We start from the raw sequence: 12,502 nt of genomic DNA, 5'->3' as shown, positions 1-12,502 counted from the left end.
TCAACCGCCGTACAGCCAGGGCTGGTCGAGCAAGCGCGCACCGAGCGTGCGCATCGCGAGGTCGCGCCCCAGGCGCACAGCGCCGGTCGCATGGAAGACCTCACCGTTGCGCCGTGCGCGCGCCTGCACCTGCGCGTTGCGCTGCCAACGCGCCTCGGCGTAGCGCGCGAAGGCTGCGGGCACCTCGGCCGCGCTGCCTTCGCCCAGTGCGTCAGCCAGCGCGACCGCGTCTTCGATGGCCATGCCGGCGCCCTGCGCAAGGTACGGCACCATCGGATGCGCCGCATCGCCCACCAGCGCGACACGTTCGTGCGCCATGTCTGCGGCGGAGGTCAACGGCGCGCGGTCGCTGAGCGACCAGGCGCGCCAGCCGGGCATCGCTTCGAGCAGCGCCTGCAGGCCGCCGCCGCTGCGGCCTGTGGCCTGCTGCAGGGCCGCGATGCTGCTGGACTGGTCCCAGTCACGTGCATCGCCGGCCGGTGCGGATTCGGCGATGACCACCACGTTGAGCCAGTCGCCGCCGCGCACCGGGTACGCCACGGCGTGGAGATGCGGGCCCAGCCACACATCGATCTGCCGGCGCCGCAATGCCGCGGGCAGGTCGGATTGCAAGGCCAATGCGCGCCATGCCGTGTGGCCGGTGCCGCGTGGTGGCTCCGCAGCCGCGGGCGTATCGAGTTGGCGCCGCACCATGCTCCAGAGGCCATCAGCGCCCACCAGCGCCTCGCCCTCCCAGGCGCGGGCATCGGCGCTCGAAACGCACACGAGGTCGTCGCTGGTCTCGACCTGCTTGATCTGCTCGGCCGTCACCAGCATGCCGGTGCCGCGCGCGCGCACCGCTTCGAGCAGCAGTGCATGCAGGTCGGCACGGTGTGCGCAGAAGTAAGGGGCGCCGTAGCGCTGCTGCATGGCATCGCCCAGCGGCAGGCGGGCCAGCACGGCATCGCTGCCGGCGCTGCGGACCACCAGTGCATCGGGGCGCGCCGCGATCTTCGCGAGGCCCGTGGCCAGGTCCAGTTGTTGAAGGCGCCGCGTGACGTTGGGTCCGAGCTGCACGCCCGCCCCGATCTCGCCGAAGACCGCCGCCTGCTCGAAGACATCGGCGCGGTGCCGGCCCCGCGAAAGCGCCAGTGCCGTGGCCAGCCCCCCGATGCCGCCCCCGGCGACGAGGATGTGCGTGGGCATGGATCTCAGCGGCTGTTCGAGAGGGCCGTGTCGGCTTCCGTGGCCTTGGTGTTGCCGGGTTTCTTGGGCGCGCAGCTGCCGCAGGTGTCGCACGAGCCGCAACCCGAGGTCTTGGCGAGCGAGGCGGCCAGCTGGTTGGCGCGCTCCTGATCGACCAGGCCGGCGCGCTGCGTGCCGGCTGCCAGCTTATGGGCCGCGCTGCGCCGCCAGCCTGCGGGCATCCAGCGCCAGACCGCGTAGAACGCGGCGGCTGCGACGATCAATCCGACGATCAGTTGTTGCGTCATTTCTTCTTCAAACCTTTCAGCGTCAAGGGCGGTTTTAACCCGCTCCGAGTGCCACTGCAACGTGGTAAGTGATGAAGCACGCCGCGTAGGCGAGCGCGAACAGGTAGCCCGCCATGATCCACACGTACTTCCACGAGGCCGTCTCGCGCTTCACGGCGGCCAGCGTCGAGATGCATTGCGGCGCGAACACGTACCAGACCAGGAGCGACAGCGCCGTCGCCAGCGACCAGCTGCCGGCGATCAGCGGCTCGAGCGCACCGGCCACGTCGTCGCCGGTGGCCGAGAGCGCGTACACCGTGCCCAGCGCGCCCACCGCCACTTCGCGCGCCGCCATGCCCGGCACCAGCGCGATCGAGATCTGCCAGTTGAAACCGATGGGCGCGAAGATGTATTCGAGCCCGCGGCCGATCATGCCGGCCAGGCTGTATTGGATGGCCGGGCCGGTCGCGCCTTCGGGTGGCGACGGGAAGGTCGAGAGGAACCACAGCAGGATCGTGAGCGTGAGGATGATCGTGCCCACACGCTGGATGAAGATCCAAGCCCGCTCGTAGAGGCCGAGCGCCAAGTTGCGCAGGTTCGGCCAGCGGTAGGCCGGCAGTTCCATCAGCAGCGGCGAATGCTGCGTGTTGTCGCGAAAGCGCTTCATCACCCAGGCCACGGCCATCGCCGAGACGATGCCGAACACGTACAACGCAAAGAGAACCACGCCCTGCAGGTTGAAGATGCCGCCAACGGTGCGCGCCGGAATGAAGGCCGCGATCAGCAGCGCATACACCGGCAGCCGCGCCGAGCAGGTCATGAGCGGCGCGATCATGATCGTCGTGATGCGGTCGCGCCAGTTGCTGATGGTGCGGGTCGCCATCACGCCCGGAATGGCGCAGGCGAAGCTGGAGAGCAGCGGAATGAACGAGCGGCCCGACAGGCCCACGGTGCCCATCACGCGATCAAGCAGGAAGGCCGCGCGCGGCAGGTAGCCCGAGTCTTCGAGCGCGAGGATGAAAAGGAACAGGATCAGGATCTGCGGCAGGAACACGATCACGCCGCCCACGCCCGCGATCACGCCATCGACCAGCAGGCTCTGCAGCATGCCTTCGGGAATGGCGGTCTTGAGCAGGCCGCCGAGCGCCTCGGTGCCGGCCTTGATGGCGTCCATCGGCACGTTGGCCCAGCTGAACACGGCCTGGAACATCAGGAACATCGTGACGGCCAGCACCAGCATGCCCCAGACCGGGTGCATCACCACGCGGTCGATGCGATCGCTGGTGGCGAGGCTGCCGACCGGCTCCTTCACAGCGAGGCCGAGGATGCGGCGCACCTCGCGCTGCGTGGCCAGAACGTCGTCCAGACCGGGCGCCTGCCAGGACTGCGGTGCGACGGCGGCGACCGGTGCGTCGAGCGCTTCGAGCAAATTCTTCGCGCCGCCGGTGTGAACGCCGACGGTTTCGATCACCGGCACGCCGAGTTCGCGCGAGAGCACGGCGGTGTCGACCGCGATGCCCTGCTTCTTGGCCATGTCGGTCATGTTGAGCGCCACCACCATCGGCAGGCCGAGCTTCTTCGCCTCGAGCACGAGGCGCAGGTTCAGGCGCAGGTTGGTCGCGTCGGTCACGCACACCAGCAGGTCGGGCAGGGCTTCGTTGCTCTTGCCGGTGACGATGTCGCGGGTGACGGCTTCATCGGCGCTGAGGGCGTTCAGGCTGTAGGCGCCCGGCAGGTCGAGCACGAAGACGCGGCGGCCCGTGGGGGTGCGCAGCGTTCCCTCCTTGCGCTCGACGGTCACGCCGGCGTAGTTGGCGACCTTCTGGCGGCTGCCGGTCAAGAGGTTGAAGAGCGCGGTCTTGCCGCAGTTGGGGTTGCCGAGCAGCGCGATGCGCCCCGGCTGGGCGGTGGGCGCGAAGCCGCCGGGTCCCTGGATGACGGCTTCAGCCATGGTTGGCGGCTCCCGGCGTGACGTGGATGAGCGCGGCCTCGTGGCGGCGCAGCGCGAAGGTGGTGTGCCCCAGGCGCACTGCCAGCGGCTCCCGGCCCGGAATGCCGCTCGCGACGATGCGCACCGCCTCGCCCGGCACGAAGCCGATTTCGGTCAGCCGCAGCACGAGCTCGCGGTCGTCCGCGCCCTCGGGGCGCGCCACGTCGAGCACGGTGGCCCACTGGTTGTTCGGAAGCTGGTCGAGGCGCAGGGCGACGGCCGTGGTGTTGGCCGGCGCGGTGCCGAAATCGTTTGTTCGCACGGTGGGGCGGCGCCCTGGAGACCGGGCGCACCTGTAAGCAAAACCTAGATGCTATCAATTCTCAATTGCAGCCACCTGACTAAAGCCCTATGACCACGAAGATCGGGGCTTTTCTACAGAGGGAATTCAGACGAGCTCGACGATGCGCGCCGACACCGAATTGCCATCGACGATGAGCTCGGCGACCGCGATCGGCAATTTGAATCGCCGCGGGCCGGCGCTGCCCGGATTGACATAGAGCACGCCGTCGCGCTCCTCGATCTTCGGCTTGTGGGAGTGGCCGGAGACCACCACACGGACGCCCGCCCCAGCGGGATCGATGTCAATCTGCGAAAGGTCGTGGATGGCGTAGATCACCACGCCGCCCACCTTCAGGAATTCCGACTCGCCGATGCCGTCGGCCCAGGGCTCCCAGTCGTTGTTGCCGCGCACGACCGTCAGCGGCGCGATGGCGGCCAGCGCTTCGAGGATGCCGGCGTTGCCGATGTCCCCGCCGTGCACGATGAAGTCGCAGCCTTGCAGGAAGGCGGTGGCTTCCGGCCGAAGGAGGCCGTGCGTGTCGGAGATGAGGCCGATGCGATGCATAAGTTGAAAGTTCTTCTCGCTAACCCGAGGGTGCGGCAATGCAGGTCGGGGGTGCCGTTTGGCAAAGGCATGATCGCCGCCATGCCCGAGGACATCATCGCACCCCCCACCGTTGCCGAAACGCCCGAAGCGGCACCGGCCCTTCCCCTTTCGCCACCTGCCGACCCACACGCTGCGCCCCATGCGAGCCTGCTGCACTGGATCGCGGCGGGCCTGCGCACCGCCTTCCTGCAGCCGCCGCGCATCGAAGCCGGGCCCGCGCCCTGGCAACTGTTGCTGCTCGTGCTGCTGCCGGAGTTGGTCTGGCTCGGCCTCGGCCGTTTCGAGGTGCGCGGGCCGGTCGAGCTCAGCCCCACGGTCGCGCTCTACCAGTTCTGGATGTGGGGCGCGCTCGCATGGCTGGGCTGGGGCGCGTTGCAGGGGCGGCCGGGCCGGCTCGCACGCTGGCTGGTGCTCGCCACCTGGGCCTCGTTCCCCGTCAACCTGCTGTTCATGAGCCTGACGCTTGCCCTCGCGTACGGCTGGTCCCCTGCGTTCCTCAAGAGCACGACGAACGTCTGGCTGGTCTACGGCGTCGGCTATGCGTGGATGCTGATCGCGATCACTCGCCTCACGGTGCGCGAGGCCGTCGTGCGCTGGCGGATCGCCTTGTTCGTGCCGGGGCTCGTGGTGCTGATGGCACTGGGTTTCTGGCAGTCGCTCAACATGCAGGAGCGCGTGTGGCACGTCGACTACGCCGCCGCGGCGGCCGCCCAGCCCCAGCGCCCGACGCTGGAACTCACGCAGGAAGTCTTCGAGCAGCAGCAGGCGCTGTGGGAGCACACGGTGGCCGGCCTCGGCGAGCGGCAGCCGGGGCAGGTCAATGTCTACGGCCTCGTGTTCGCGCCCTACGCCGCCGAAGACGTGTTCTTGCGCGAAAGCACGATGGTCGCCAAGCTGCTCGAAGAGCGCTTCGATGCGAAGCAGCGTGTGCTGCATCTGGCCAACCACGCGACCACCGCCGGCACGCTGCCCTGGGCCACGCCGCTCAACCTGCAGCGCGCCATTGCCGCGCTCGGCCAGCGCATGGACCGCGAGAACGACCTGCTCGTGGTCTATCTCACCTCGCACGGCGCGCACGACCACCAGCTGGCCGCCACGAACGGCGTGCTGACCGTGCCGTGGCTCACGCCCGAAGACCTGCGCAAGGCGCTGGACGACGCCGGCATCCGCCACCGCGTGCTGGCGATCTCGGCCTGCTACTCGGGCGGCTGGATCGAACCCCTGGCGAGCGACGACACGCTGCTCATGACCGCCGCCGACGCCACGCACACCTCGTACGGTTGCGGACGCCTGTCGGAGCTGACCTTCTTTGGCCGCGCGATGTTCGACGAGGAACTGCGCAAGACACACTCGTTCGAAACCGCCTTCGCGGCCGCGGTGCCCGTGATCAAGCAGCGCGAAATTGACGCCGGCAAGGACGACGGTTTTTCCAACCCGCAGATCAGCGTCGGCGAAAAGATCCGCCCGGTGCTCGACCAGCTTGCACTGCGGCTCGACGCCGCCGGCAAGTAGGCACGGCTACAAAACGGCGGCGACGATCAGGCGGCCAGCAACTGCCGCAGCACGAACGGCAGGATGCCGCCGTGCTTGTAGTAGTCGACCTCGATCGGCGTGTCGATGCGAAGGCGCACCGTCACCTCCTGGTGGTTGCCGTCGGGGCGGTGCACGACCAGCTTCACGTCCATCTGCGGCTTGAGCTCGCCGCCGATCACCACGTCGATTTTTTCGTCGCCCGTGAGGCCCAGCGTCTGCCATGAATCGGCGCCGCGGAACTGCAGCGGCAGCACGCCCATGCCGACCAGGTTGGCGCGGTGGATGCGCTCGAAGCTGCGCGCCACCACGGCCTTGATGCCCAGGAGCTGCGTGCCCTTGGCGGCCCAGTCGCGCGAGGAGCCGGTGCCGTATTCCTCGCCGCCGAACACCACCGTGGGGGTGCCCTCTTCCATGTACTTCATGGCGGCGTCGTAGATGAACATCTTCTGGTTGCCGGGCTGGAACAGCGTGACGCCGCCCTCTTCCTGCGTGCCGTTGGCATCCGGCGGAATCATCAGGTTCTTGATGCGCACGTTGGCGAAGGTGCCGCGCATCATCACGTCGTGGTTGCCGCGACGCGAGCCATAGCTGTTGAAGTCGGCCTTGGGCACGCCGTGCGCCTTGAGCCAGATGCCCGCGGGCGAGCTTTCCTTGATGGAGCCGGCCGGCGAGATGTGGTCGGTGGTGATCGAGTCGCCGAACAGCGCCATGATCCGTGCGCCCTTGAAGCCCGCATCGGCGGCATGCGGCTTCATCTTGAAGCCCTCGAAGAACGGCGGCTCGGCGATGTAGGTCGACTTGGGCCAGTCATACACCTGGCCCTCGGTGCCCTTGATGCTGCTCCAGAACTTGCCCGGGTCGGTCTTCACCTTGTCGTAGTTCGCGCGGAACGACTTGGCGTTCATCGCAAAGCGCAGGTTCTCGTCGATTTCCTTCGGGCTAGGCCAGATGTCGCCCAGGTACACGTCCTTGCCGTTCTTGCCCTTGCCCACGGGCTCGGTCATGAGGTCGGTCATCACGTTGCCCGCGATCGCGAAAGCCACCACCAGCGGCGGCGAGGCCAGGAAGTTGGCCTTCAGGTTCGGATGGATGCGCGCCTCGAAATTGCGGTTGCCCGACAGCACGGCCGCACCGATGAGGTCGTTCTTGGTGATGGCTTCGTTGATCTCGGGCGTGAGGTCGCCGGCATTGCCGATGCAGGTCGTGCAGCCGTAGCCCGCGAGGTAGAAGCCCAGCTTCTCCAGGTACGGCAAGAGGCCCGCCTTCTCCAGGTATTCGGTCACGATGCGCGAGCCCGGGGCCAGCGAGGTCTTGATGTGCGGCTTGACCGTGAGGCCCGCCTCCACCGCCTTCTTGGCCAGAAGGCCCGCCGCGAGCATCACGCTCGGGTTCGAGGTGTTGGTGCACGAGGTGATGGCCGCGATCAGCACGTCGCCGTTGCCGATGGTGACCTGGCCCTTGGGCGCGGGCGGCGCCGTCGCGCTCGTGTGGGCCGCGGCCTTGGTCGAGCGGTTGGCGACCATCTCGACCAGTTCGCGCGGCGAGCCGGCGGGCGGTGCGGCGGCCTCTTCGTCGTTGCCTTGGCCGGCAATGGCGAGCGGATAGCGCTGCTTGAGCTTCTCGGGCGGCTGGTTGAAGCCGTTCGCGTCGTTGGGCTTGCTGTAGAGCTCGGAGAACTTGGTGGACAGGTGGCCGAGGTCGATGCGGTCCTGCGGGCGCTTGGGACCCGCGAGGCTCGGCGACACGGTGCCCAGGTCGAGCTTGACGATCTTGGTGTAGTCGATGTCGCCCGGCGCGGGCATGCCGAACAGGCCCTGCGCCTTGTAGTAGGCCTCGAAGCGCTCGACCTCTTCCTTGGTGCGGCCGGTGCCTTCGAAGTACGCCACGGTCATTTCGTCGACCGGGAAGAAGCCCATCGTCGCGCCGTATTCGGGCGCCATGTTGCCGATGGTTGCGCGGTCGGGCACGGCGATCGATGCAGCGCCGGGGCCGAAGAATTCGACGAACTTGCCGACCACCTTTTCGGCGCGCAGGATCGCGGTGACGTACAGCACCAGGTCGGTCGCCGTCACGCCTTCGCGCAGCTTGCCGGTGAGCTCGAAGCCCACTACGTCGGGCGTGAGCATGTAGACCGGCTGGCCCAGCATCGCCGCTTCGGCCTCGATGCCGCCCACGCCCCAGCCGACCACGCCCACGCCATTGATCATGGTCGTGTGGCTGTCGGTGCCCACCAGCGAGTCGGGGTAGTAGGTGGGCACGTCCGCGTTGTCATGCGGGCTCTTGTAGACGCCGCGCGCGAAGTATTCGAGGTTGACCTGGTGCACGATGCCGAAGCCCGGCGGCACGACACGGAAGGTGTCGAAGGCCTGCATGCCCCACTTCATGAACTGGTAGCGCTCGTTGTTGCGCTGGAATTCCAGCTTCATGTTGAGGTCGAGCGCCTTGGGCGTGCCGTAGTAGTCGACCATCACCGAGTGGTCGACCACCAGGTCGACGGGCACCAGCGGCTCGATGGTCTTGGGCGACTTGTTCAGCTTGGCGGCCACGCTGCGCATGGCGGCCAGGTCGGCCAAAAGGGGCACGCCGGTGAAGTCCTGCAGCACCACGCGGGTGACGACGAACGGAATCTCGTCGGTGCGCTCTGCATTGGGCGCCCAGTGGGCCAACTCTTCGACATGCTTGGGCGAGACCTTCTGGCCATCGCAATTGCGCAGCACCGATTCGAGCACGATGCGGATCGACACGGGCAGCCGCCCGATGGTGGGATATTGCTTGGCCAGCTCCTTCAGGGACCAGTATTTGCCGGACTTGCCCGATGCGGTCTTGAAGGTCTTGAGGGTGGACGCAAAGGCGTGAGCCGGTGCTTTGGCCATAGGGGAACTCCTGTTGTTTCGTGGAAGCTCCTCAAGGATAGCGGGGTTCAATGTCAGCTGTTGTAGTCGGTCTTCCCTCTCGCGCTCCCTCCGCGCTATGTTCCTCATAGCGAGAAATGCCGGGTAGACGGGCGTTGCCGGCACCTCTCGCGTCGCCTCTCGTTCAGGCCAGTGCCATGCCGGTGCGGCTGCGGGTGCGGCGAAGGCCCGTCCACTGCAGCTCGGCCAGCACGACCACGCACAAGGCCTGCGCCAGCACCCAGGCCACGCCCAGCGCAGTGACCGCGAACATGCCGCTCACCAGCAATGCGATGCAGGCCACGGCCCAGCCGAAGTTGCCGAAGATCACGAGGCCGATCAGCGTGCGCGGCGGTGTGCTGCGGCTGGCCATGAAGGCGGCGAGCGCCGCATACGCCAGCAGGAACACGCCGGTGCCCATCAGCAGTGCGGCGGGCAGCCCGGTGAGCGCTGCCAATGCGTCGGTGAAGGCCACCTGCAGCGCACCGGTCGCGGCGCAGGAGGCGGCGTCGGCCCACATCACGTTGGGCAGGAAACGGGGGGAAGCGAAGACGGACATGTGAATCTCCTTGGGGGTCACTGGGGTGGTACGCCGCAAGCCAGTCCTGCCGCGTTGGAGCCAATGATTCCGCGGGGCATGCATCGCGTCGATGACTTGGGAGGTCATGGCGCCGCGCCGGCACCGCGCCAGAATGCGGGCCATGAACACCACCCGCAGCACCCATTCATCCAAGGCCGGCCAGCCCGGCGCGCGCGATCCGTTCGGCGCGCACCTACGGCACTGGCGCACCCACCGTCGCCTGAGCCAGCTCGACCTGGCGCAGGAGGCCGAGGTCTCGACCCGCCACCTGAGCTATGTGGAAACCGGCCGCGCCGCGCCCAGCCGAGAGATGGTGCTGCGGCTGGCCGAACGGCTGGAGGTGCCGCTGCGCGAGCGCAATGCGCTGCTGGTGGCCGCGGGCTTTGCGCCGATGTACCGGCAGCGTTCCCTGGACGATCCGGCGATGGCCGCGGCACGGCGCGCGGTCGACCTGGTGTTGAAGGGGCACGAGCCCTTTCCCGCGCTGGCCGTGGACCGTCACTGGAACCTGGTGGCGCACAACGCGCTGGTGCCGCTGCTGATGGAAGGTGCCGCGCCCGAGTTGCTGAAGCCGCCCATCAACGTGCTGCGCCTGAGCCTGCATCCCGAGGGCGTGGCGCCGCGCATCGCCAACCTTGCGCAATGGCGCACCCACCTGCTCGAGCGGCTGCTGCAGCAGATCGCGGCCACCGGCGACGCGGTACTGCAGGCGCTGCACGACGAACTCGCGGCCTACCCCGCGCCCACCGTGAGCCACGACGCGCCCGTCATCGACACGGCGCTGTCGGCCGTGGCCGTGCCCTTCCAGGTGGTCATGCCGAGCGGCGTGCTGAGCTTCATCAGCACCATCACGATCTTCGGCACGCCGGTCGATGTCACGCTGCAGGAACTCGCGGTGGAGTCGTTCTTTCCGGCGGACGAGCAGACGGCGGCGGCGCTGACGGCGTTGGCGGCGGCGCAGCAGGCGGGTTGACTGACGAGCCGGCAGGCCGATCGAGATCGCCCCGGCCGTCCGCGTTGCGCGGCGGGCCTTCGAAATCATCCACCTGGATGACCTTGTCCGCCGCCTTCAGGTAGGCCAGTGCCAGCTCCGGATCGGGCGCCGAACGAGCCGCCTCTTCCAGCGAGTTCGTGCGGCGCAGCACTTTGTTGAGCGCCGCCGCCGTGTCGCCGAGCTGCGCGCCCAGTTCCATCGCATGCATCAGGTCGCGCAAACCTCCGGCCGCCGCTTCGCTGAGGTCTGGCGCCAGGCGTTCGACGATGCGTGGGTTCGTGCGCAACAGGTCCGCGAGTTCGATGAGCTGCACATCGCGCAGCGGCGCCAGGTGCGCGGTGCGGCGCAGCACCAGCGCGCCAATCACGCGCCGGCCGGCTGTCGGCAAATTGGCATACAGATCGCGCAGGATCTTGCCGGCCTCGTCGAGCTGCAGCCGGATCGCGGCCTGCGCAAACGGCAGCAGCTCCGGCGCCGCATCGACGCGATAGCGCCAGACACAGGCGCTCGCCAGGTACAGGCGCGCGAGCACATCACCCAGCCGCGCCGACAGCAACTCCATGCGCTTGAGCTTGCCGCCGAGCATGCCCATCGCGAGGTCGGCGGTGAGCGCGTACTTGGCGCTCATGCGCGCAATGAGCCGTGCCTCGCGCGCCAGTTCCTGCGGCGGTGCGCCGAGCACCGGCGCGCCGAACAGGCTATGCCACAGGTTGACCGCCACATGCTTGCCGTGCGCGATGAGCGCCTTGCCGAGCGCGGCTTCGTCTTTCGCCTGCACGGCCGCCATTTCATCCAGCACATGCGGATGGCAGCGCACCGCGCCCTGCCCGAACACGATGAGCGCGCGCGTGAGGATGTTCGCGCCTTCCACCGTGATGGCGATCGGCGCCTGCCGGTACGCGACGCCCAGCAGGTTCGACGGGCCCGAGATGATGCCCTTGCCGCCGAGGATGTCCATGCCATGGTTGACCGCGCGGCGCCCCGCTTCAGTGAGCTGCACCTTGAGGATCGCGCTCGCCACGCTGGGCCGCTCGCCCTTGTCGAGCGCGGCGGCGGTGAAGCGCCGCGCCGCATCGCTCGCATAAAGCTCCGCCGACATCTGCGCCACCAGCCCGGCAATCGCATGGAACTTGCCGACTGGCAGGCCGAACTGTTCGCGGATCTGCCCGTAGCCGTTGCTCACGTACAGCGCCGTCTGCTGCATCGAAGAACCGAGTGCCGGCAACGAAATCGCGCGCCCCGCGGCCAGGCATTCCATGAGCATCCGCCAGCCCTGTCCGACTTGTTTTTCGCCGCCGATGATCCAGTCCATCGGCACGAAGACCTGGCGGCCGTGGATCGGGCCGTTCATGAAGGCGCTGTCCATCGGGCGATGGCGCCGGCCGATTTCCATGCCCTCGTGCGGCACGGGAATCAGCGCGCAGGTGATTCCCAGCTCGCGCTGGCCCTCGGGCCGGCTCTCGTCCACCGCATGGAAGGCCAGGCCCACCACGGTGGCGACGGGAGCAAGCGTGATGTAGCGCTTGTCGAAATCGACCAGGAAGCCACGCGTCAATTTGCCGTTGAACTCGCGCTCGACGATCACGCCTCGGTCCGGAATCGATGCGGCATCGGAACCGGCATAGGGCGATGTCAGCCCGAAGCACGGCAGCTCGCGGCCATCGGCCAGGCGCGGCAGGTAGTGCTCTTTCTGCGCGTCGGTGCCATAGCGCAGCAGCAGCTCGGCCGGCCCGAGCGAGTTGGGCACCATCACGGTGACGGCCGTGGCCACGTTGACGGTCGCGATGCGCGCCACCACCGTGGCGTGCGCGTAGTGGCCGAAGCCGAGGCCGCCGAACTCCTCGGGAATGATCATGCCGAAGAAGCGCTTCTCGCGGAGGAACCGCCACACCTCGGGCGGCAGGTCGTGCGCCTGGTCGATGGCGTGGTCGTCGAGCATGTGGCACAGCGCGCGCACCTCGTTGTGCAGGAAAGCCTGCTCGCGCTCAGTGAGTTGGTTGGGCCCCATGGACGTGAGCGCATCGAAGTCCGGACGCCCCGCGAAGAGCTGGCCTTCGTAACCGACGGTGCCGGCCTCGAGCGCCGCACGCTCGGTGTCGCCCAGCGGCGGCAGCGCCTTCGAGAAGGGCTGCATCGCCCATCGGCCGATCAATGAAGCCAGAGGCATGGGGTCT

The 12,502-nt window shown here is 68.1% G+C and carries 10 protein-coding genes; 2 read left to right on the top strand and 8 right to left on the bottom strand.

Translation table 11 applies throughout. The features are described 5' to 3' along the window. From QF040_RS33060 to QF040_RS33040, 5 genes are all read right to left on the bottom strand, one after another. Positions 1-1,185, bottom strand: a complete 1,185-nt coding sequence (locus QF040_RS33060; RefSeq protein ID WP_429614419.1) for an FAD-dependent monooxygenase — start codon at positions 1,183-1,185, stop codon at positions 1-3. 5 nt (positions 1,186-1,190) lie between these two features. Then, positions 1,191-1,472, bottom strand: coding sequence for a DUF6587 family protein (locus QF040_RS33055; protein WP_429614418.1), 282 nt, complete (start codon positions 1,470-1,472; stop codon positions 1,191-1,193). Positions 1,473-1,506: 34 nt separating this feature from the next. Continuing rightward, on the bottom strand, positions 1,507-3,402 hold the full coding sequence (gene feoB / locus QF040_RS33050) for a ferrous iron transporter B (protein ID WP_429614417.1): 1,896 nt from the start codon (positions 3,400-3,402) through the stop codon (positions 1,507-1,509). Next, on the bottom strand, positions 3,395-3,703 hold the full coding sequence (locus QF040_RS33045; protein ID WP_257858508.1) for a FeoA family protein: 309 nt from the start codon (positions 3,701-3,703) through the stop codon (positions 3,395-3,397). The genes feoB and QF040_RS33045 overlap by 8 nt, the downstream gene beginning before the upstream one ends. A gap of 126 nt (positions 3,704-3,829) precedes the next feature. Further along, positions 3,830-4,288, bottom strand: a complete 459-nt coding sequence (locus QF040_RS33040; protein WP_429614416.1) for a metallophosphoesterase family protein — start codon at positions 4,286-4,288, stop codon at positions 3,830-3,832. A gap of 81 nt (positions 4,289-4,369) precedes the next feature. Here QF040_RS33040 and QF040_RS33035 point away from each other — a divergent pair, with 81 nt between their 5' ends. Then, positions 4,370-5,842, top strand: a complete 1,473-nt coding sequence (locus QF040_RS33035; protein ID WP_429614415.1) for a C13 family peptidase — start codon at positions 4,370-4,372, stop codon at positions 5,840-5,842. A gap of 26 nt (positions 5,843-5,868) precedes the next feature. Here QF040_RS33035 and QF040_RS33030 read toward each other — a convergent pair whose 3' ends face one another. Beyond that, positions 5,869-8,736, bottom strand: a complete 2,868-nt coding sequence (locus tag QF040_RS33030; RefSeq protein ID WP_429614414.1) for an aconitate hydratase — start codon at positions 8,734-8,736, stop codon at positions 5,869-5,871. Positions 8,737-8,899: 163 nt separating this feature from the next. Beyond that, positions 8,900-9,313 carry a hypothetical protein gene (locus tag QF040_RS33025; RefSeq protein ID WP_429614413.1) on the bottom strand — a complete coding sequence of 138 codons (414 nt, stop codon included), beginning with the start codon at positions 9,311-9,313 and terminating at the stop codon, positions 8,900-8,902. Between the two features lie 142 nt (positions 9,314-9,455). Between QF040_RS33025 and QF040_RS33020 the strand changes: the two genes are divergently transcribed. Beyond that, on the top strand, positions 9,456-10,307 hold the full coding sequence (locus QF040_RS33020; protein WP_307599434.1) for a helix-turn-helix domain-containing protein: 852 nt from the start codon (positions 9,456-9,458) through the stop codon (positions 10,305-10,307). Here QF040_RS33020 and QF040_RS33015 read toward each other — a convergent pair. After that, positions 10,210-12,495, bottom strand: coding sequence for an acyl-CoA dehydrogenase (locus QF040_RS33015; RefSeq protein WP_429614412.1), 2,286 nt, complete (start codon positions 12,493-12,495; stop codon positions 10,210-10,212). The two genes, QF040_RS33020 and QF040_RS33015, sit on opposite strands and share 98 nt — an antisense overlap. Between the last annotated feature and the right edge of the window lie 7 nt (positions 12,496-12,502).

Origin of the sequence: Variovorax sp. W2I14, from assembly GCF_050435205.1 — a bacterium.
Taxonomy (GTDB): domain Bacteria; phylum Pseudomonadota; class Gammaproteobacteria; order Burkholderiales; family Burkholderiaceae_C; genus Variovorax; species Variovorax paradoxus_C.
Note: the sequence above shows the minus strand (reverse complement) of the source record. Positions and strands in the feature narration are given on the sequence as shown.

Excerpts from the sequence above, each read along its gene's own strand:
- QF040_RS33060 (WP_429614419.1), bottom strand. The coding sequence starts at position 1,185 with ATGCCCACGCACATCCTCGTCGCCGGGGGCGGCATCGGGGGGCTGGCC.
- QF040_RS33040 (WP_429614416.1), bottom strand. The coding sequence starts at position 4,288 with ATGCATCGCATCGGCCTCATCTCCGACACGCACGGCCTCCTTCGGCCG.
- QF040_RS33055 (WP_429614418.1), bottom strand. The coding sequence starts at position 1,472 with ATGACGCAACAACTGATCGTCGGATTGATCGTCGCAGCCGCCGCGTTC.
- QF040_RS33025 (WP_429614413.1), bottom strand. The coding sequence starts at position 9,313 with ATGTCCGTCTTCGCTTCCCCCCGTTTCCTGCCCAACGTGATGTGGGCC.
- QF040_RS33035 (WP_429614415.1), top strand. The coding sequence starts at position 4,370 with ATGCCCGAGGACATCATCGCACCCCCCACCGTTGCCGAAACGCCCGAA.
- QF040_RS33015 (WP_429614412.1), bottom strand. The coding sequence starts at position 12,495 with ATGCCTCTGGCTTCATTGATCGGCCGATGGGCGATGCAGCCCTTCTCG.
- QF040_RS33030 (WP_429614414.1), bottom strand. The coding sequence starts at position 8,736 with ATGGCCAAAGCACCGGCTCACGCCTTTGCGTCCACCCTCAAGACCTTC.
- feoB (WP_429614417.1), bottom strand. The coding sequence starts at position 3,402 with ATGGCTGAAGCCGTCATCCAGGGACCCGGCGGCTTCGCGCCCACCGCC.
- QF040_RS33020 (WP_307599434.1), top strand. The coding sequence starts at position 9,456 with ATGAACACCACCCGCAGCACCCATTCATCCAAGGCCGGCCAGCCCGGC.